The sequence below is a fragment of the Pseudomonas sp. H9 genome (genome assembly GCF_004353925.1).
Classification (GTDB): Bacteria; Pseudomonadota; Gammaproteobacteria; order Pseudomonadales; family Pseudomonadaceae; genus Aquipseudomonas.
The window spans coordinates 216,965-237,013 of the sequence record NZ_SMOK01000007.1; the positions used below are offsets into that span (position 1 = coordinate 216,965).

17 protein-coding genes are annotated in these 20,049 nt (G+C 59.6%); 10 read left to right on the forward strand and 7 right to left on the reverse strand.

Going from position 1 to position 20,049, the window contains the following annotated elements:
• The first annotated feature begins 16 nt into the window (after positions 1 to 16).
• The 5 genes from parE to E1573_RS05775 all read left to right on the forward strand — a co-directional run bounded on the left by parE (position 17) and on the right by E1573_RS05775 (position 6,569).
• Positions 17 to 1,921, forward strand: a complete 1,905-nt coding sequence (gene parE, locus E1573_RS05755) for a DNA topoisomerase IV subunit B (RefSeq protein ID WP_133211508.1) — start codon at positions 17 to 19, stop codon at positions 1,919 to 1,921.
• Positions 1,918 to 2,904 (forward strand): esterase-like activity of phytase family protein, encoded by a 987-nt coding sequence (locus E1573_RS05760; protein ID WP_133211510.1) that lies wholly within the window; start codon positions 1,918 to 1,920, stop codon positions 2,902 to 2,904. Before parE ends, E1573_RS05760 begins: the two co-directional genes overlap by 4 nt.
• Positions 2,901 to 3,419, forward strand: a complete 519-nt coding sequence (locus E1573_RS05765; RefSeq protein WP_133211512.1) for a TIGR02281 family clan AA aspartic protease — start codon at positions 2,901 to 2,903, stop codon at positions 3,417 to 3,419. The genes E1573_RS05760 and E1573_RS05765 overlap by 4 nt, the downstream gene beginning before the upstream one ends.
• 10 nt (positions 3,420 to 3,429) lie before the next feature.
• Entirely contained in the window at positions 3,430 to 5,688 is a 2,259-nt protein-coding gene (gene parC / locus E1573_RS05770; protein WP_133211514.1) for a DNA topoisomerase IV subunit A, read from the forward strand.
• A gap of 176 nt (positions 5,689 to 5,864) precedes the next feature.
• Entirely contained in the window at positions 5,865 to 6,569 is a 705-nt protein-coding gene (locus E1573_RS05775) for a membrane integrity-associated transporter subunit PqiC (RefSeq protein WP_133211516.1), read from the forward strand.
• Positions 6,570 to 7,470: 901 nt separating this feature from the next.
• On the opposite strand, the gene E1573_RS05785 is transcribed toward E1573_RS05775, so the two are convergent.
• Positions 7,471 to 8,961, reverse strand: a complete 1,491-nt coding sequence (locus E1573_RS05785; RefSeq protein WP_133211520.1) for a HAMP domain-containing protein — start codon at positions 8,959 to 8,961, stop codon at positions 7,471 to 7,473.
• Between the two features lie 135 nt (positions 8,962 to 9,096).
• Between E1573_RS05785 and serB the strand changes: the two genes are divergently transcribed.
• Positions 9,097 to 10,311 (forward strand): phosphoserine phosphatase SerB, encoded by a 1,215-nt coding sequence (gene serB / locus E1573_RS05790; protein ID WP_133211522.1) that lies wholly within the window; start codon positions 9,097 to 9,099, stop codon positions 10,309 to 10,311.
• A 105-nt stretch (positions 10,312 to 10,416) separates the two neighbouring features.
• On the opposite strand, the gene asd is transcribed toward serB, so the two are convergent.
• Genes asd through E1573_RS05805 form a run of 3 tightly spaced genes read right to left on the reverse strand, consistent with a single transcriptional unit; the run spans position 10,417 to position 13,681 of the window.
• Entirely contained in the window at positions 10,417 to 11,280 is an 864-nt protein-coding gene (gene asd / locus E1573_RS05795) for an archaetidylserine decarboxylase (protein ID WP_133211524.1), read from the reverse strand.
• A 9-nt stretch (positions 11,281 to 11,289) separates the two neighbouring features.
• The gene (locus tag E1573_RS05800) at positions 11,290 to 12,099 is read right to left on the reverse strand and encodes a rhodanese-like domain-containing protein (RefSeq protein ID WP_133211526.1); all 810 of its coding nucleotides are present in this window, start codon (positions 12,097 to 12,099) and stop codon (positions 11,290 to 11,292) included.
• A 46-nt stretch (positions 12,100 to 12,145) separates the two neighbouring features.
• Positions 12,146 to 13,681: an HDOD domain-containing protein gene (locus E1573_RS05805; protein WP_133211528.1), complete on the reverse strand. Its 1,536-nt coding sequence runs from the start codon at positions 13,679 to 13,681 to the stop codon at positions 12,146 to 12,148.
• Positions 13,682 to 13,811: 130 nt separating this feature from the next.
• Here E1573_RS05805 and motA point away from each other — a divergent pair, with 130 nt between their 5' ends.
• Together motA and motB are read left to right on the forward strand one after the other, a co-directional pair.
• Positions 13,812 to 14,663, forward strand: a complete 852-nt coding sequence (gene motA, locus E1573_RS05810) for a flagellar motor stator protein MotA (RefSeq protein WP_133211530.1) — start codon at positions 13,812 to 13,814, stop codon at positions 14,661 to 14,663.
• 3 nt (positions 14,664 to 14,666) lie between these two features.
• The gene (gene motB / locus E1573_RS05815) at positions 14,667 to 15,689 is read left to right on the forward strand and encodes a flagellar motor protein MotB (RefSeq protein ID WP_133211532.1); all 1,023 of its coding nucleotides are present in this window, start codon (positions 14,667 to 14,669) and stop codon (positions 15,687 to 15,689) included.
• A 65-nt stretch (positions 15,690 to 15,754) separates the two neighbouring features.
• Here motB and E1573_RS05820 read toward each other — a convergent pair whose 3' ends face one another.
• Both E1573_RS05820 and rsgA read right to left on the reverse strand, forming a co-directional pair.
• Positions 15,755 to 16,237: a TIR domain-containing protein gene (locus E1573_RS05820; protein WP_133211534.1), complete on the reverse strand. Its 483-nt coding sequence runs from the start codon at positions 16,235 to 16,237 to the stop codon at positions 15,755 to 15,757.
• A gap of 260 nt (positions 16,238 to 16,497) precedes the next feature.
• Complete coding sequence (rsgA, locus tag E1573_RS05825) at positions 16,498 to 17,529, reverse strand: small ribosomal subunit biogenesis GTPase RsgA (protein WP_133211536.1); 1,032 nt, start codon at positions 17,527 to 17,529, stop codon at positions 16,498 to 16,500.
• 91 nt (positions 17,530 to 17,620) lie between these two features.
• Here rsgA and orn point away from each other — a divergent pair, with 91 nt between their 5' ends.
• Together orn and E1573_RS05835 are read left to right on the forward strand one after the other, a co-directional pair.
• Positions 17,621 to 18,163, forward strand: coding sequence for an oligoribonuclease (gene orn, locus E1573_RS05830; RefSeq protein WP_133211538.1), 543 nt, complete (start codon positions 17,621 to 17,623; stop codon positions 18,161 to 18,163).
• 100 nt (positions 18,164 to 18,263) lie between these two features.
• Positions 18,264 to 18,875: a trimeric intracellular cation channel family protein gene (locus E1573_RS05835; protein ID WP_133211540.1), complete on the forward strand. Its 612-nt coding sequence runs from the start codon at positions 18,264 to 18,266 to the stop codon at positions 18,873 to 18,875.
• Positions 18,876 to 18,907: 32 nt separating this feature from the next.
• Here the strand turns inward: E1573_RS05835 and queG are convergent, their stop codons facing one another.
• Positions 18,908 to 19,993: a tRNA epoxyqueuosine(34) reductase QueG gene (gene queG, locus E1573_RS05840; protein WP_133211542.1), complete on the reverse strand. Its 1,086-nt coding sequence runs from the start codon at positions 19,991 to 19,993 to the stop codon at positions 18,908 to 18,910.
• Between the last annotated feature and the right edge of the window lie 56 nt (positions 19,994 to 20,049).

Genomic DNA, 20,049 nt, shown 5'->3' on the forward strand with positions numbered 1-20,049 from the left:
CTGACGACGAGAACCCATGGCCATTCCCAGCGCTAGTGCCTATAACGCAGACGCCATCGAAGTCCTCTCGGGCCTTGATCCGGTGCGCAAACGCCCGGGCATGTACACCGACACCAGTCGGCCCAACCACCTGGCCCAGGAAGTTATCGACAACAGCGTCGACGAAGCCCTGGCCGGGCACGCAAAATCGGTACAGGTCATCCTGCACGCTGACCACTCGCTGGAAGTGTCCGATGACGGTCGCGGTATGCCTGTGGATATCCACCCTGAAGAGGGGGTTTCCGGGGTAGAGCTGATCCTTACCAAACTGCACGCCGGTGGTAAGTTCTCCAACAAGAACTACCAGTTCTCCGGTGGTCTGCACGGGGTCGGTATCTCCGTGGTCAACGCCTTGTCCAGCCAAGTGCGGGTCAAGGTCAAGCGCGATGGCACCGAGTACCAAATGACTTTTGCCGACGGCTACAAGGCCAGCGAGCTGGAAGTGGTTGGTACGGTGGGCAAACGCAACACCGGGACCAGCGTGTACTTTTCCCCGGATCCCAAGTACTTCGACTCTCCGAAATTCTCCATCAGCCGCCTCAAGCACGTCCTCAAGGCCAAGGCAGTACTGTGCCCGGGGCTTTTGGTCAGCTTTGAAGACAAAGCCAGCGGCGAGAAGGTCGAATGGCACTACGAAGACGGCCTGCGCTCCTACCTGGTGGACTCGGTCAGCGAATTCCAGCGCCTGCCAGACGAACCGTTCTGCGGCAGCCTGGCTGGTAACAAAGAAGCCGTCGACTGGGCGCTGCTGTGGTTGCCGGAAGGCGGTGACAGCGTTCAGGAAAGCTACGTCAACCTGATTCCGACGGCCCAAGGCGGTACCCACGTCAACGGTCTGCGCCAGGGCCTGCTCGATGCCATGCGCGAGTTCTGTGAGTTTCGCAACCTGTTGCCACGCGGGGTCAAGCTGGCACCGGAAGACGTCTGGGAGCGCATCACCTTTGTGCTTTCGATGAAAATGCAAGAGCCGCAATTCTCCGGGCAAACCAAGGAACGCCTGTCGTCCCGCGAGGCAGCGGCCTTTGTTTCTGGCGTGGTCAAAGATGCGTTCAGTCTGTGGCTCAACGCCCACCCTGAACTGGGTATGCAGTTGGCGGAACTGGCCATCAGCAACGCCGGCCGTCGTTTGAAGGCCAGCAAAAAGGTCGAGCGCAAGCGCGTGACCCAAGGCCCAGCATTGCCGGGCAAGCTGGCCGACTGCGCCGGGCAAGACCCGATGCGTGCCGAACTGTTCCTGGTTGAGGGTGACTCGGCCGGTGGCTCGGCCAAGCAGGCGCGTGACAAGGAGTTCCAGGCCATCCTGCCGCTACGCGGCAAGATTCTTAACACCTGGGAAGTCGACGGTGGAGAAGTCCTGGCCAGCCAGGAAGTGCATAACATTGCCGTGGCCATCGGCGTCGATCCGGGCGCGGCCGATATGAGCCAGCTGCGTTACGGCAAAATCTGCATTCTCGCCGACGCCGACTCCGACGGACTGCACATTGCTACCTTGCTCTGCGCACTGTTTGTTCAGCATTTCCGCCCGTTGGTCGAAGCCGGGCATGTCTATGTCGCCATGCCGCCGCTGTACCGTATCGACCTGGGCAAAGAGATCTACTACGCCCTGGATGAAGCCGAGCGGGATGGCATTCTCGACCGCCTGGTTGCCGAGAAGAAACGCGGTAAACCACAGGTCACACGCTTTAAAGGCCTGGGTGAAATGAACCCGCCGCAGTTGCGTGAAACCACCATGGATCCGAACACCCGCCGCCTGGTCCAGTTGACCCTTGACGACCTCGACGGCACCCGCGAAATCATGGACATGCTGCTGGCCAAAAAACGCGCCTCAGACCGCAAGAACTGGCTGGAGTCCAAGGGTAACCTGGCTGAGGTTCTGGCTTGATCCGTTCACTACTGGCTGCAGTGCTTGGCGTTTTTGCCCTGACATCGCAGGCCGCACCCTGGCCGGAGCTGAAGTTTGTTGCTGAGTACCCGGTCGAGGGTATGCGCGGTGGCAACCTGTCGGGCCTGGCCGTGTGCAAGGGTGAGTTGTGGACCATCTCCGATCGCGATGACGACCTGATTTATCGGCTCGATACCAAAGCGCCGGTATGGGAAGCGCAGTCTGTGCACCTGGCGGCACCGCCCGTTCCGGACAGCGGCTTGCCCTGGGGCATTCGTTCACGTAACTGGGCAGCAGGCCAGGTGCGTGGTGGAGATCTGGATTTCGAAGGCATCAGTTGTGATGATGCCGGTAACCGTTATCTGGTCAGTGAAGCCCATGCCGCCGTGCTGCAAGTGCCGGTAGAGGGTGAGCCCAACTGGCTGAAAATCGACCCGAGCATGGTTCGCCAGGCTCGGGCCAGTGGCATGCTTTTGCATTTCAACGCGCTGTTTGAAGGGCTGGCAGTTAGCCCGGCTGGAGATCGTATCTGGTTGGCGGCCGAGCGCGAACGGCGCGGCCTGCTGCTGATCAATCGCCAGCAGACGGTCTGGAATTGCGGGGATGGCTGTGTGCTGCTCAGCGAAGCCGGGGTTGAAATGCAACCGCCGCAAATGCCCGAGCCGCGCGCATTACCGCGCGATTTTGCCGACCTTGCACTGTTCAACAACAAGCTGTTCACCCTGGAGCGTAACGCCCACCGTATCTGCCGCCGCGACGTGAGCAAGGGCAAGGTTGAGCGTTGCTGGTCTTACGCTGAAGATGGCCTGGCCGAGTCGCGCCAGTACGCCCAGCCATTCGGTTTGGCCGAAGCCTTGGTGATTGATGCCGAAGGTGCCTGGATCGGTTTGGACAATAACGGTGCAACCCGCAAAGATGGCGAATCGCGACCGATTGTCTGGCGCTTTGCCGCGCCGGCCGGTGGCTGGAGCAGCAAGTCGTGAGTCAGCCTCCAGGCAAGCGTGCTGGCAGGGTTCTGCTGGTTCTGGCCTGGGCGGCCGGGCTGTTCCTGGCCACGCGGTTTTTCGGTGACTGGGAGCAGCGACAGGCCAACCCTAATGCACAAGTCCGCTCGCAACACGGTGAAGGCTTTATCGAGGTGCAACTGGCCGGTAATGGTCAGGGCCACTTTGTCGCCGATGGCCAGATCAACGGTCAAACGGTACATTTTCTCCTCGATACAGGCGCAACCGATGTGGCCATTCCCGAGCAGTTGGCCGCGAGTCTTGGTTTGGAACGCGGTGCTCCAGTGATGCTGAGCACCGCCAATGGTCGCACCCAGGGCTACCGCACGCGGTTGGATACCCTGCAACTGGGCGACATCCTGCTGCGCGAGGTTCGCGCTCTGGTGGTCCCAGGGCTCGATGGTGAGCAGGTGCTATTGGGCATGAGTGCCTTGAAACAACTCGAATTTACCCAGCGCAGTGGCACCTTGCTGCTGCGCCAGAACCTGAAATGATGAGGCCCGCATGAGCGACTCCCTTGATCTCAGCCTTGATGGCGTAGAGCGCCGGTCACTGGCTGACTTCACCGAACAGGCCTACCTCAACTACTCCATGTACGTGATCATGGACCGTGCCCTGCCACATATCGGCGACGGGCTGAAGCCGGTGCAGCGCCGTATCGTGTATGCCATGAGCGAACTGGGCCTGGATGCCGACTCCAAGCACAAGAAGTCGGCGCGTACCGTCGGTGACGTGCTCGGTAAGTTCCACCCTCATGGCGACTCGGCGTGCTACGAAGCCATGGTGCTGATGGCCCAGCCCTTCAGCTATCGCTACACCTTGGTCGACGGCCAGGGCAACTGGGGTGCGCCGGACGATCCGAAGTCGTTCGCGGCCATGCGTTATACCGAAGCACGTCTATCGCGTTATTCCGAGGTGCTGCTCAGCGAGCTGGGCCAGGGCACGGCCGACTGGGTGCCGAACTTCGACGGTACCCTGGAAGAGCCTGCGGTACTGCCGGCGCGTTTGCCGAACATTCTGCTCAACGGCACCACGGGTATTGCCGTGGGTATGGCTACTGATGTGCCACCGCACAACCTGCGTGAAGTGGCCAGCGCCTGTGTGCGTCTGCTCGATGAGCCCAAGGCGACCGTTGAGCAACTGTGTGAGCATATCCAGGGCCCGGATTATCCGACCGAAGCCGAGATCATCACGCCACGTTCCGAGCTGCTGAAAATCTACGAAAGCGGTCGTGGTTCGGTGCGCATGCGTGCGGTGTACCGCATCGAGGATGGCGATATTGTCGTCACCGCGCTACCGCATCAGGTGTCCGGCGCCAAAGTGCTGGAGCAGATCGCTGCCCAGATGCAGGCCAAGAAGCTGCCGATGGTGGCTGACCTGCGCGATGAGTCGGACCATGAAAACCCATGCCGGATCGTGATCATCGCGCGCTCTAACCGGGTCGATCTCGACGAACTGATGCAGCATCTGTTCGCCACCACCGACCTTGAGTCCAGTTACCGGGTCAACGTCAACATCATTGGCCTGGATGGCCGCCCGCAGTTGAAGAACCTGCGCGCACTGCTAGTCGAATGGCTTGAATTCCGCGTACAAACCGTGCGCCGCCGCCTGAAATTCCGACTCGACAAGGTAGAGCGTCGCCTGCACTTGCTCGAAGGCTTGCTGGTAGCGTTCCTCAACCTGGATGAAGTCATTCACATCATCCGCACCGAAGACCAGCCCAAAGCTGCGCTGATTGCCCGTTTCGATCTGACCGAAACCCAGGCCGACTACATCCTCGAAACCCGACTGCGCCAGTTGGCGCGGCTGGAAGAGATGAAAATCCGCAATGAGCAGGACGAGCTGGCCAAGGAACAAGCCAAGCTGATCGCCTTGCTGGGTAGTGAAGCCAAGCTGCGTAAGTTGGTGCGTGCCGAGCTAATCAAAGATGCCGAGACGTACGGTGATGACCGTCGTTCGCCAATCATCGAGCGCGCTGAAGCCAAGGCACTGTCGGAAAACGAATTGATGCCGACCGAGCCGGTGACGGTCGTGCTCTCGGAAAAAGGCTGGGTGCGCTGCGCCAAGGGCCATGATATCGACGCTACCGGGCTGTCGTACAAGGCGGGTGATGGTTTCAAAACGGCCGCGGCCGGGCGTTCCAACCAGTTTGCCGTGTTTATCGACTCCACCGGACGTAGCTACTCGGTTGCCGCGCACACCTTGCCTTCGGCCCGCGGCCAGGGCGAACCCCTGACCGGGCGCCTGACGCCGCCACCGGGCGCGGGCTTTGAGTGCGTGTTGTTGCCTGAAGACGATGCGCTGTACGTCATCGCTTCTGATGCGGGCTACGGTTTTGTGGTCAAGGGTGAAGACCTGCAAGCCAAGAACAAGGCCGGTAAGGCGCTGCTCAGCTTGCCCAACGGCGCTAAAGTCATGGCGCCACGCCCTGTGGCCGACCGTGAGCAGAACTGGTTGGCGGCGGTTACAACCGAAGGCCGCTTGCTGATCTTCAAAGTCAGCGACCTGCCGCAGCTGGGCAAAGGCAAGGGCAACAAGATCATCGGTATTCCCGGCGATCGGGTTGCCAGTCGTGAGGAGTACGTCACCGACCTGGCGGTGATTGCCGATGGCGCGACGCTTGTGTTGCAGGCCGGTAAGCGTACGCTATCACTGAAGGCCGACGACCTGGAGCATTACAAGGGTGAGCGTGGCCGTCGAGGCAACAAACTCCCACGTGGCTTCCAGCGGGTAGACGCGTTGTTGGTCGAAAACCTCGGATAACCCGAGCTAGAAACCCCGAATAGGTATTTTCGTGTCTGTTCGGGGTTTAAACACTGGAGTCGCACCGTTATTTCGCGGATGATAGGCCCCTTGCGATACCAGCGTGGCTGTGTATCCGACTGAATCTACATGAGTATCATTGCGGTGTGCCTTGTGGCGACCGCCTGGATGGGATGATGAAATTTCTGCGTCTTCCGTTGGTTTTGCTGTGTGGCGTGCTGGGTCTGGCCGGCTGCAGCATGCATCAGCCGGTTTCCCTGTATCAGCTCGACAGCGGTGAGCCTGGCCAACCCAAGCAAAGCGCGGGCATGGCTGTTGTGCTCGGCCCGGTATCGGTTGCTGATTACTTGCAGCGTGAGACGCTGTTGCAGCGCCAGTCTGATGGCAGCCTGACTGCATCGACCGATGGCCGCTGGGCGGGAAGTCTCTCGGCCGATATCGATCAATTGCTGGTCCGTCAATTGGCCTGGCGTCTGGACAGCCAGCGCGTGGTGCTGGCACCGGGCAATAGCGGGTTCACTCCGGATGTGCAGGTGCTGTTGTCGATCACCCGTCTGGACTCTGGCAACAACCAACCGGCAATCCTCGATGCGCAATGGCGCTTGCTGGATCGTCGCGGTCAGGTCCGGGACAACCGTATTGTTCACCTGGAGCAGCAGCATGCAGGCAGTGCGGCGGCTCAGGTTCAGGCCCAGGGTCAGTTGCTGCAAAAGCTTGCTGAGCAGTTGAGCATTGCCCTCAAGCCGCTGGCCAATCAGCCACCGCTGGTTGAAGAAACGCCGAAGAAGGCAGCGCCGGTGCAAGTACGCAAAGAGCCGGAGAAGCCAAAGATTCCATTGGCAACACCGATTCGTACTGATTTGGAAGTGTTCCGCTTCTAACAAAAAAGCCCGCAAATGCGGGCTTTTTTTTGGCGGATTATCGGGGAGTATTGGATTTGGATTTGGATTTGAGCGCTGTGAGCTTATCCGTTTGGCGTGGTGGCACCACTGGCCCCTTCCGCCTTTACGGCGTCTGACTTTTTTCTTGGAAAAAGTCAGCAAAACCGTTCGCTCCTGCATCCGGCCCTACGCTGCGCTCCGGGTTCCCTCCTTCCGGTATTGCTCCCGTGAGGACCGCGCTAACGGGCCATCCATGGCCCGAAGCGCTTGACGGGCTCCTGCCCGTCACCTCACTACGCAATTCCTCCACTCGGCCTCCTGAAGTCGCAGACCGCAGCGTCTGAACCATCGTGTACACAAGAGCTAAAAGCTAAAAGCTAAAAGCTAAAAGCTTAAAGCTTAAAGCTAAGAGCTAAGAGCTAAGAGCTAAGAGCTAAAAACTCGCAGCTATCGAAGATAACGCCAGCGCAGGCGCTGCCCGTAATTTTGCGACTTCAGGAGGCTGAGTGGAGGTGCCTGGAGGGCCAGGTGCGTAAGCACCCTTCGGCTGTGCCGAAGGCGCGAGATGTAGACTTGCGTAGCAAGTCGTAGGCCGCGCGGGCCTGGAGGGCGCCGGAGCGAAGGGACCCGAAGCGCAGCGTAGGGCCGGATGCAGGAGCGAGCGGTTTTGCTGACTTTTTCCAAGAAAAAAGTCAGACGCCGTAAAGGCGGAAGGGGCCTGAAGAGCCACCACACCGAACGGATAAGCCCACAGCGCTCAAAGCCAAAGCCAATTACTCCCCGACAATTCGTGAAGAACCTTTTTTTGGCGACTGTCCCAGTGGGAGCGGGCTTGCCCCGCGATTGCGGTTTGTCTGTGATACCGCGTCGCGGGGCAAGCCCGCTCCCATAGGAGGTGGGGTCAGGTCTTGATCCGGCGCTCGTGCATACGTGCCAGTTGGCGTTCCAGCATCGACGGGTAGGGCTCCATCAGGCGTTCGACACAGCAGGCGCCTTCGGGGCTGGCAATCGGGCGGATGCGTGCGCGCTGGCGGATCAGGGCGTCGTCGCTGATTTTGCGTTCAACCAGTAACAGGTTGCGGCTGTGTTGCGACAGAGCCAGGGCGTCCTGGGCCTTCTCGGTCAACAGCAGATCAATCTGGCTCAGGCCTTGTAAGTCTTCACCCAGTGCCAGGCCGAGCTGCAATTGCAAGGTAATGCCACTGTCAGCCACTTCGATCTGCAGGGCATGGCCTAGCGCACGCAACAGTTCACCACAGCAAATGGCATTGGTGAGGTAGTCCTCGCCGCTGTCCTGGCTGTGGAACAGCAGCAAGGTGCTGCCATCGTTGAGGGTATGTACTTCGCTTTCATACAGCGAGGCTGCCTGGTCGAGGCAATCGCGGTAGCGCTCCAGTAGCTCGGTCAGACGGGCGCGGGGCAGGCGTCGCAGTTGCTCCTGAGAGCCCAGTTGTACTGCAAGCACGGCGCTGGCTTGAGGCTCGCGCTTTACAGGCGCAGCCACAGGACGCGGGGCATTGTCGTTTTCGTCGTCGATCAGGTCGGCAAACGCGTCATCACTGTCGTCATCGGCAGCAACCGGTTTACTGGCTTTGGCCACAGCAGGCGCTTCGTCGAAGCTCGGGTCGCGCAGGTTGCGCACTTCGAACTCAGGCTCGTCTTCATCCAGCTCTTCGGGTTCTGGCTCGACCTCACGCGGTGGCGGGGCAAAGCGGTTGTGCAACTGACGAGCGAGGTCGCCGATCTCGTCCTGACGGTCGGTTGCCGGGGTGTACTCGTTGATGTCGCGTAGCCAGACGCGCAATTGCAGCAGTGGCGTGGAGATGAAACGCCCCAGACGCAGGCTCATGGCCAAGGCCAGGGCCAGCAGGATACCGGCAAGGATGCCCATGCTCTGCAGGCTGATGGTCAGCGGCTGCTGGAACTCGGTCATGTCCAGGCTGATGCGCAGTTTGCCCGCAGTGACATCCTGAAAGGTGATGTTGGTCTGGTACAGGCCTTCGGCCTCACCCAGCAGGCCGTTCTTCGGACGCTGGCCGGCTTCGGCCAGAATGCGGTTGTCGACGCTGTAGATGGCAGCGTGGGCCACCAAGGGGTTCTTCACCAGATTCCCCAGCAGTACGTTAAGGCTGAGAATGTCGTTGGACACCAGCAGCTCGGTCGCCGAGGTAGCGGTTTGCGTGGTCAGGCTCTGCCCCAGGGCATCGGCTTGTTCGTGCATGGCCTGCTTGAACTGCAAACCCATCACGCAGGCATAGATCACCAGCGCCAGCGCCACCAGTAGCACGTTGTGGCAGGCGATACGCAGCGCAAGCGGCACACGGCGATGGCGCAGAGCACGAAAAATCAGCAGGAAGAAGTTATCGGTTTTAACGGGCGTGGGCCGGTTCACAGAGCGCGGCTCTTTATGTCGGAGAAGTTGCTGCGCAGTATAGCGAGCGCTCAAGGACCGGCAAAGTATCGGCTGCGCCCGATGGTCACTGAAAATCGGTAGAATGTGGTTTTTTTCCACGAGTCGGAGCCCGTTTTGCGCGAAATCGTTCTGATTAACATCACTGGTGAAGACCGTCCGGGTCTTACTGCGGCCATCACTGGCGTTCTGGCCCAGGGTGGTGTGAACATCCTCGACATCGGTCAGGCAGTGATTCATGACACGCTGTCCTTTGGCATCCTGGTGGAAATTCCGGATACCGAGAAGGCTTCATCGGTTCTGAAGAATATTCTGTTTGCGGGCTACGAACTCGACCAACAGGTCCGGTTCACGCCGGTTTCCGAAGCGGACTATCAAAACTGGGTTGAAGGGCAGGGCAAGGCTCGTCACATCGTGACCTTGCTCACCCGTAAAGTGACCGCCGAACAACTGCAGCGGGTCAGTTCCATCACCGCCAAGTACGGGTTGAACATTGATCACATCGATCGCCTGTCCGGACGCGTGGCGCTGGATACCCCGGTCGAGCAGGGCAAGGGCTGCATCGAGTTCTCGGTGCGTGGCGAGCCGGCTGATCCGCAAGCATTGCGTGCCGAGTTCCTCAGCGTGGCGCAAGAGCTGAACGTCGATATTGCCTTCCAGCAAGACTCGTTGTTCCGCCGTAACCGTCGCCTGGCGGTGTTCGACATGGATTCGACACTGATCGAAGCTGAAGTGATCGACGAGTTGGCCAAGGCTGCCGGTGTGGGCGAGCAAGTATCGGAAATTACCGAGCGGGCCATGCGTGGCGAGCTGGATTTTCGCGCCAGCTTTAAAGAGCGCCTGGCATTGCTCAAAGGCCTGGACGTCAAAGTCCTCGACGAGATTGGTGCTTCGCTGCGCCTGACCGAAGGTGCCGAAACGCTGTTTGCCGAGCTCAAGCGCCTGGGCTACAAAACCGCGATCCTGTCGGGCGGCTTCACCTATTTCGCCAAACAATTGCAGGCCAAATTGGGCATCGACTACGTGTTTGCCAACGAGCTGGAAGTGGTTGACGGCAAGGTTACCGGTGTAGCCGTAGAGCCGATCGTTGATGCGCAGCGCAAAGCGGATCTGCTCGGTGAACTGGCGCGCAAGGAAGGTTTGCAGATGGAGCAGACCATTGCGGTCGGTGACGGTGCAAACGACCTGCCGATGCTGGCGATTGCTGGTTTGGGTGTAGCGTTCCGGGCCAAGCCGTTGGTCAAGCAATCGGCTAAGCAGGCGATTTCGACCTTGGGCCTGGACGGTGTGCTGTACTTGCTGGGCTTCCGAGACCGCGACGGCCGCAGCTAAGCGAGCTTATGGTGGGAGCGGGCTTGCCCCGCGATGCGATGTTGCCAGACAGATCGCAATCGCGGGGCAAGCCCGCTCCCACAGCAAGCCCGCTCTACAGCAGCATCAAGCCTGGGCTGGCAATGCCAAGCGCTGGCCCATGCTCACCACCGAGCCAGCACCGAGTTCTTCAGCCCATTTGACTTGCTCGGGGCCAAACAGTACGACCGCTGTCGAGCCCAGCTTGAAGCGGCCAAGCTCTGCACCTTTTTCCAGGTGGATCGGCGCACGGCTGGCTTCGTCGTAGCGGAATGTCTTCAATTCGCGCTTCGGTGGCGTCACCAGGCCGGCCCAGACGGTTTCAATCGAAGCCACGATCATCGCACCGACCAGCACTACGGCCATTGGCCCGCGCTCGGTATCGAACAAGCACACCACGCGCTCGTTGCGGGCAAACAGTTCCGGTACGTTTTCAGCGGTGGTCTTGTTGACCGAGAACAACCGGCCCGGCACATAGATCATTTCACGCAAGGTACCAGCCAGTGGCATGTGCACACGGTGGTAGTCCTTGGGCGACAGGTAAATAGTGGCAAATTCGCCACCCATGAACGGCGCCGCATTGGCAGGGTCGCCACCCAGCAGTTCAAGGGCACTGAAGCTGTGGCCTTTGGCCTGGAAGATGCGGCCGTGTTCAATGGCTCCCAGTTGGCTGACAGCACCGTCTGCAGGGCAGACGATGGCGCCCGGGGTCTCGTCGAGCGGACGAGCACCTGGCTTCAGGGCGCGGGTGAAGAAGGCGTTGAAGTGCTCGTAGGCGGTCAGGTCTTCAACCAGGGCCTGAGACATATCGACCTGGAAACGCTTGGCGAACCAGCTGGTGAAGGCATTCTTGAACCAACGCACGCGGCACTCGGCGACGCAACCGGCCAGGCGCGACAGCAGGTGATGAGGCAGCAGGTACTGACTGATGATGAACAAGCGGGATTTCATTAGGTTTCCTTAAACTTCAACAGGGGTATCGGGGTGGTTGCCCCATTCGCCCCAGGATCCGGCATAGGCTTTGACCCGAGGGTAGCCCAGATGCTTGGCTACCAGGTAGGTAAAGCCGGAACGGTGGTGTGTCTGGCAGTGGGTAACCACTTCCTTGTCTTTGCTGATACCCAGATTTTCGAGGATCTCGGGCATGTCTTTGCGAATGCGCAGGGCGTTGTTCATGTCCATGCCGGCAGTCCACTCAAAGTTGACTGCGCCGGGAATGTGCCCGCCTTTGGCGGCCAGGACTTTCTCGCCGCGGTACTCGGCCGGGCTGCGAGCATCCCAGATTGCCAGGTCGGCAGCGCCGAGGCGGCTTTGCAGGTATTCGCGGGTGGCCGTGGGCTCTTCGTGCAAGGTCAGGTGCACGGTAGCGTTGGCTGGCGCGGGCACCTCAGTGCTGAGGGTGCTTGCAGGCCAGGCCTGAGCACCGCCGTTGAGGTAGTGGTAGCGTTTATGGCCAATCACATCCAGCAGCCAGATAAAGCGCCCGGCCCAGCCACCGCCTTCGTCGTCATAGACCACATAGACCGCATTGGCGTTGTGGCCAAGCTCGGCAAACAGCTTTTCCAGATCGGCTTTGGCCGGCAGCAGGCCCGGCGCCGGGGGCTGGCCCAGTTGCGTACGCTTGGGATCAACGAAGCGAGCCCCTGGAACATGACCGCTGCCATAGCGATTGGCACTGGTCAGGTCTACCAGGATCAACTCGGGTACATCCAGCCGGGCTTGCAGATCAGCCGGCTCGATTACCAGGGGCAAGCCAGAAAAGTCAGTCATCCAGAGTCTCCAGAGTAGAGCAGAGGGGGCGATTGTAGCGCATGGGTCAGGCGCTGCGGTTGCTGAAGGCGGTCAAGGCTCGTTCGATACATTGCGCGGTTTTGCCGAAGGCTTGCACGCTGATGTCGGTCAGCGGTTTTGCACCTTGATCGGCAACCAGCAGCATCACCACCCGACCATTGCTCGACAGCGACCGCAGCAACACATGCTCGCTGCGAAACAGGGCGCGGAGCGGGGGTGGCAGCAGTGCAGAGAACTGTGCTTGGTTTTCTGGCGTCAGGCGCAGTTGCGCCGAGGCGCTCATCAAGCGCTGGAGCAGTTTGCTTTGCTCGATAGACAGTACCAGGCTAGCGGCTTCAGTCGGCACTCCGGCCAGTTGCTGAACCCGCAACTGTGTCAGGGATTTATCGGTCATCAGCAGTAACAGCCGCTGCATGCCGCAGGCGACCAAGGCGTCACGAGCCAGGGTGGCCAGGTGGATGGCATTGGTGAAGGGGCTGGGCTCAATCAGCAGCTCGGCACAAAGCTTGCGCCAGGTGCTCAGGGCCTGGGGCGAGGGCGGTGGTGGGGCAATCTGTCCTGGGTGCCTACGCCTTTGATACCAGGGCCAGAGCAAAGCTTCAGCCGGGTGAAACAGATCATGGCAGGCATGCTGACGGGCGCTGCTTGCTGCTTGTTGGTGTGTCAGCTGTTGCACATCGTCTATGCCCACCTGCAGGTACAGACTGATGAGTAATTGCCAGCGCCGCACATGAGGGCTGGTCCAGCCCACTTGGGCCGCCAGCGCCAGGCCGTTGGCCAGCAGTACGGTGTTGGCCGGTTGATTGAACCAGCGGCGCAGGTTCGGCTGTTCGTCCAGGCGCTGTTGTTGGCGCAGGCTGTTTTGCTCGCGGGCAATATGCAGTGCCTGGGCGAGAAAGCGGCGTTCATCCTGCAACAGGTGATAGCCGCGGGTGACCCAGTCTGGCAGGCGCCAGTGCTCAGCCAGGGCTTTGCACAAGCTCAGCACACGCACCCCGAACAATTCCATTTCAACTTTTGGCGCCGACTCGCCCTTGTGTACGACCCGCAACTCCCACTCTTCCATGTGTTTGGGGAAGGTCAGGGCCAGCGGCCAGAGCGGTGACAGGAACAGCAGGCTGCCCCAGTGTATTTCCTGCCAGAGCCGCGCCAGACGGCTGGCAAACAAGCCGTTGGCTTGCTGGCTGGCGTGCTGACTCACCAACTGCAATTGGCGCAAGGCTGGCGAAATCTCGCGTTCGGGAAGTGCAGGCAGGCGCTCCAGCAGTGCCGCCGTGCGTGCCAGGCCTAAACGATTCAAGGCTATTTCAAGGCTTTCGGCCGGTTCGCCGATGCTGGAGTTGGTGTGGTGGTTGGCCTCACGCATCACGCTCAGCACCAGGCTAGGACTGCTTTGCATGATCTCGGCGATATCGCGCAGCGAACGGCGGCTGTCGGCAATGGCAGCATTCACCCGTTCGTAACTGGTCTGGGGGACAGGCAGTCGCACGCTATCGAGAAGTTTGACCCAGGCATCGAGTGTTTTTGGTGTTTGATCTGGCACGATGGATTCAATTGGCATGCTGATGGGGGCCGAACTGGCTTTTCGCCTTGACTGACTATAGTCTGGCGCAGATCTGCCGATAAGTAGAAGAAGAGTTTTATTAACTTCCGCCCACGACCCTGACCACGACAGTAAGCGCTTTCAATCTATGGCTAAAATTATCGGCATCATCGTCGTATTCGCGAGTGTGCTCGGCGGATATGTTCTGTCCCACGGCAAAATTGCAGCACTGATTCAGCCTTTTGAGGTGTTGATCATCGGTGGTGCGGCCTTTGGTGCGTTCCTGCAAGCGAACCCCGGTTACATGACCATGCATGTAATCAAAAAGTCGCTGAAGATGTTCGGTACGCGCTTTACCCACACCTTCTATATCGAAGTGCTCGGGTTGATCTACGAGATTCTGAACAAAAGCCGGCGTGAAGGCATGATGGCGATCGAAGCCGATATCGAAGACGCCGCTGCCAGTCCGATTTTTGCCAAATACCCCGCTGTGCTGGGCGACGAGCGCATGACGGCGTTTATCTGCGATTACCTGCGCATCATGTCCACCGGCAACATGGCTCCGCATGAGCTTGAAGGCCTGTTCGACATGGAGCTGCTGAGCATGAAAGAAGAGCTTGAGCACCCGTCCCATGCCGTAAACGGTATTGCTGATGGTATGCCTGGCTTCGGTATCGTTGCGGCGGTACTGGGGATCGTGGTGACCATGGCCTCGCTGGGCGATGGCGACCAGAAATCCATCGGTTTGCACGTGGGGGCGGCACTGGTGGGTACCTTCTTCGGTATTCTCGCGGCTTATGGCTTCTTCGGCCCGCTGGCGACCTGCCTGCGCCAGGATGCCCGGGAAGAGCTTAACGTCTACGAAGCCATCAAGGCTTCGCTGGTGGCTTCGGCTTCTGGCATGCCGCCATCGCTGGCCGTGGAGTTCGGGCGCAAGGTGCTGTTCCCAGCCCACCGTCCGAGCTTCGCCGAGCTGGAACAAGCAGTTCGCGGTCGCTAAGTCATGGAGAACAACCAGCCCATTATCGTCAAGCGCGTAAAGCGCTTTGGCGACGGCCACCACGGCGGCGCCTGGAAAATCGCCTTCGCCGACTTTGCCACGGCGATGATGGCGTTCTTTCTGGTGCTCTGGCTGCTGTCGACTGCAACACCAGAGCAGAAGATCGCCATTGCCGGCTACTTCAAAGATCCTATCGGCTTTTCTGAAAGCGGTACGCCCTACATTATTGACCTTGGTGGTTCGCCGCAGCTCGCACCGGAAAAGACCATCAACCCGGAAGTAAAATCCGAGCCGACCCCGGATACCAGCATTCAACTGGATCAGGACAAGGTTGAAAGCATGGCCGAGCAAGTTGAGCGCGAGCGTCTTGAGTTGCTCTTGCAAGAGTTGCAGAACAAGGTTGAAGAAAACCCGCAACTGCAGAAGTTCAAGGATCAGATCCTCTTCGAAATTACTCAGGATGGCCTGCGTATCCAGATCATGGATGCCGAGAACCGGCCAATGTTCGACTTGGGTAGCGCGCACTTGCAGCCGTACTTCGAGGACATTCTGCTGGCGATGGCAGACACCATCAAAGCGGTGCCGAACAAGATCAGTATCAGTGGCCATACCGATGCCAAGCCGTACGCTGGCACAGGTGATTTTGGCAACTGGGAGCTGTCGGCCAACCGTGCCAACGCAGCACGCCGCGCGCTGGTGGCCGGTGGTTATCCGGACGATCAGGTGGCGCGGGTGGTGGGCTATGCCTCGTCATCGCTGTTTGACCGGGCGAACCCGTTCAACCCAGTGAACCGGCGCATCGACATTATTGTGCTGACCAAAAAAGCCCAGCGCACCATTGAAGGTGAGCAACCTCAACCGGCAGCACCCGAGGGTACTGCGCCAGGCGCCAGCGCGCCTGCGCCTGTCACTCCGGCCCCGGCACCAGCGGAGCCGACAGCAGAACCCATGCAGCCACGTGAGTTGCGGCAGAAGTTGAACATCTTCGAAGAAGGTGTGCTGAAGATGGATGAGAGCAAAGAATAATTCTGCGTTCTGACTACAACGCCCGTGTGCAGCGATGCTCACGGGCGTTGTGCTATTTGCAGGGCTCAGAATCCGCGGCGAATCTTGGCCTTCAGGTCGGCATGGAAGAAACCGGCGTTAAGCCGGTTTAACGCGTCGTTGTCGTTGTCTTCTTTGGCAAGCGAGCGGTTGAAGGTCTGCTCGTCGTGGTAGGCAAGTACGAACAGGTCAAGGTGCGCCCGCTCGCTCATGATCGGCCACTTGTCCAGGTAGTCGGGCAAGGGGCTTTCTGCACATTGGTACAGCGCCACACGGCGATTGCTCAAGGTGGCGGCACCGAGCTGGAAGGGCACCCACCAGGTGTCGGCGTTTTCCTGAGAAAGAACGGTGATCAGGTGGGTACAACTGCGGATGTTGCTGCACAGCAGGCCGCTGATATCGTCGGCGGTGTGCCCGGCGTCGCCGTCGAACAGATCCAGGTGGGTGGCAATGCCCTCGAGCTTCAAGCGCTCGCTGATGACGTAGGCATCGAGGCGGTGTTGGTGGCGATAGCTGATAACGACAGGCATCAGGCAAGCCCTCCAGGTGTGCAGGCAGGGCAATTGAAACGTAAGGATCGGATTGTCATTGTTGATTCCTTTCACGCTCGGAGCATGGAGACCATTCGCTTCGTCATGGCGAACTTGAAAGGTGACAATCAATGAAAGCTTTTATCGCAGCAAGGGATTACCTGAGTTAAAGAAGAGTCCTACGTCCTTTGGTAATTTTTCCCACGAGCGTGTCCTACGATGCCGCGCGTTGAGGCCCATTTCGGGCCTCACCCAGCGTATCAGTAGCTGTCTTGCGGCAAGCTGGCGATGATCGAGCGGTAGCTGTTCATACGCTGCTGCTGCACGCGACCGTCCTCCAGAGCCTTGAGCAGGGCACAGCCGGGCTCGCGATCGTGCTTGCAGTCGCGGAAACGGCAGGTACCCAGCAAGTCGGTGAACTCGATAAAGCCTGCTTCAACATCGGCACGGCTGACGTGGCCGAGGCCGAACTCGCGAATGCCCGGGGAGTCGATCAGCTCTCCGCCACCCGGGAAGTGGTACAGGCGTGCGGTCGTGGTGGTATGCGTACCCTGGCCAGACCACTCAGACAGATCGCCTACGCGGGTCTGTACGTCGGGTAACAGGCTGTTGACCAAGGACGATTTGCCGACGCCCGACTGCCCCACAAAGACGCTGATATGCCCATCCAATTGCGCTTGCAACTGTTGCATGCCATTACCGTGGTGGGCCGAGACTTCCAGCAGTGGATAGCCCAGTTGCCGGTACACCGCCAGCAGCGCATTGAGCGCCGGAGCGTTTTGCTCATTGATCAGGTCGGCCTTGTTCAACAGCAGCAGTGGGCGTATGCCGGCATGTTCGGCAGCGACCAGATAACGGTCGATCAGGTTGGCATGGGGCTCCGGTGCCGGAGCGAAGACAATTACGATCAGGTCGACGTTGGCAGCAACGGGTTTGAGCTGGCCGCGGCTGTCGGGGCGGCACAGTTCGGTATTGCGCGGCATCTGCGCGACGATCACGCCGATGCCCTGGTTGCCCGCACGCCAGACCACACGATCACCGGTGACCAGTGCTGGCAGGTTCGCGCGCAAGTGGCAGCGGAACACCTGGCCGGCGTCATCACCGTCTTGAGCTTCGACCTCGACCTGTACGCCGAAGTGCGCGATCACCAGGCCGAGTTGTTCGGGGCCGAGGTCGCCGCCTTCGAGCTCCTTCAGGGTCTGTTGTTCGCGTTTGGCGGCGCGGGCAGCGCGTTCACCCTGGATTTTTTCGATCCGCCAGTTCTGGCGGCGATTGAGCTGGCGTTTGGCCATGAAGGTTCCGTGTGAGACATGCATTATTAAACGGCGAGGAGTTTAGCACGCTCCACTAGGCTAAACTGCGCACCTACCGAGGAGCAGAATCATGCAAAACCCACAGAACCTGATCTGGATAGACCTGGAAATGACCGGTCTGGATCCGGACAATGACGTCATTATTGAAATGGCCACTATCGTCACTGACAGTGATCTCAACACCTTGGCCGAAGGCCCGGTGATTGCCATTCACCATAGCGACGAGGTGCTGGCGCGCATGGATGAGTGGAACACCCGCACCCACGGCGCTTCTGGCCTGACGCAACGGGTCAAGGACAGCAAGGTGAGCATGGCCGAGGCCGAGGCCCAGACCATTGCCTTCCTTGAGCAGTGGGTGCCGAAAGGCAAGTCGCCGATCTGCGGCAACAGCATCTGTCAGGATCGTCGTTTCCTTTATCGCCACATGCGCAGCCTGGAAAATTACTTCCACTACCGCAATCTGGATGTCTCCACACTCAAAGAGCTGGCGGCACGCTGGGCGCCTGAAGTGCGCGACAGCTTCAAGAAGGGGGGTACTCACCTGGCCCTGGATGATATCCGCGAATCGATCAATGAACTGCGTCACTATCGTGAGCACTTCATCAAGTTCTGATCGCCTGGCCGCACGGTTGTACAGACAATCCGTGCGGTGCCCCCTTTTGGTGCTTGAGGCAACTGGTTAGACTGCGCGCCCCCTTGCACGGATCCGCACCATGTTGTTGATGCTCTACCTCATTGCAATCACTGCTGAAGCCATGACAGGCGCGCTGTCTGCCGGGCGGCGCGGGATGGACTGGTTTGGCGTGGTGTTGATCGCCTGTGTTACCGCATTGGGCGGTGGGTCGGTGCGCGACGTATTGCTGGGGCATTACCCGCTGACTTGGGTCAAACACCCTGAATACCTGGTGCTGACCAGCTTCGCCGCACTGATGACGATCTTCATCGCGCCATTGATGCGTCACTTACGCTCGCTGTTTCTGGTGCTTGATGCGCTGGGCTTGGTGGCCTTTACCTTGATTGGTTGCATGACCGCACTGGAAATGGGGCAGGGCATGCTGGTGGCCTCGATCAGTGGCGTCATCACCGGTGTATTTGGCGGTATTCTTCGGGATATTTTCTGTAACGATATCCCGCTGATCTTCCGCCGCGAGCTGTATGCCAGTGTGTCGTTTGCTGCAGCCTGGTTTTACCTGGGCTGTGTGCACTTCAACGTGCCCAGCGAACAGTCCATCCTGCTGACATTGTTTGGCGGTCTCCTACTGCGCTTGTTGGCCATTCGTTTCCATTGGGAAATGCCGAAGTTCCATTACAACGACGAGCATTGAGTGGGCAATCGCATCGCGGGGCTAGCCCGCTCCTACTCGGTGGGAGCGGGCTTGCACCGCGATGAATGCTGAGCTAGCGCCCACTCCACGTGCTCGCGCACGAGCTCCGATGGATACGTCTGGCGAGCTTTCAATGCCTCCAGCACTTGAATAGTCGACGGCGCATTCCCCAGCCCCACCGCCAAATTCCGTAACCAGCGTTCATAACCTGCGCGGCGCAGCGGTGAGCCTTCGGTACTGTCGAGAAAGGTTTGCTCATCCCACATGAACAGTTCGGCCAGCCCGGCACTGTCGAGGTTGTGCCGGGGCTTGAAGTCATTCTCGCCGGTGGGCCGGGCAAAGCGGTTCCACGGGCAGACAATCTGGCAGTCATCACAGCCGAACACGCGGTTGCCGATCAGGGCGCGCAAATCCTCGGGAATAGCACTTTTCAGTTCGATGGTCAGGTAGGAGATACAGCGCCTGGCGTCCAGCACGTAAGGGCCGACAAAAGCCTGGGTAGGGCAGATGTCGAGGCAAGCGCTGCAACGACCGCAGTGCTCGCTAACCTGGGGCGGATCGACCGGCAACGGCAGGTCGACGAACAGTTCAGCCAGGAAGAAGTAGCTACCCGCTTTGCGGTTGAGCAACAGCGTGTTCTTGCCGATCCAGCCCAGGCCGGCCTGCTCGGCGATGGCCTTCTCCAGCACCGGAGCGCTGTCAACGAACGCACGAAAGCCAAACGGGCCGATCTCTTTCTGAATGCGCTCGGCCAGGTGCTGTACGCGCTTGCGCACCAACTTGTGGTAATCGCGCCCTAGGGCATAACGGGAGATGTAGGCTTTTTCTGGCTGGGCCAGTTGCTGGGCCATGCGCGTATCACCCGGCAGATAATCCATGCGCAAAGACACCACGCGCAGGGTACCCGGCACCAGTTGGTCAGGGTGCGAGCGCTTGCTGCCGTGGGCGCCCATGTAGTCCATCTCACCGTGGTAGCCCGCTTGCAGCCAGCGCTCCAGGTGCTGTTCGTGCTCAGCCAGATCCACCCCGGCAATACCAACGTGGGCAAAGCCGAGTTCTTTGCCCCAATCCTTGATCGATTGGGCCAGTGCGGGAAGATCGGGGGTAGCAGCAGACATGGGAAATAAGGCAACGCAGACTCAGGTGCGTATAATTCTGCCAGACATCGGAGCCT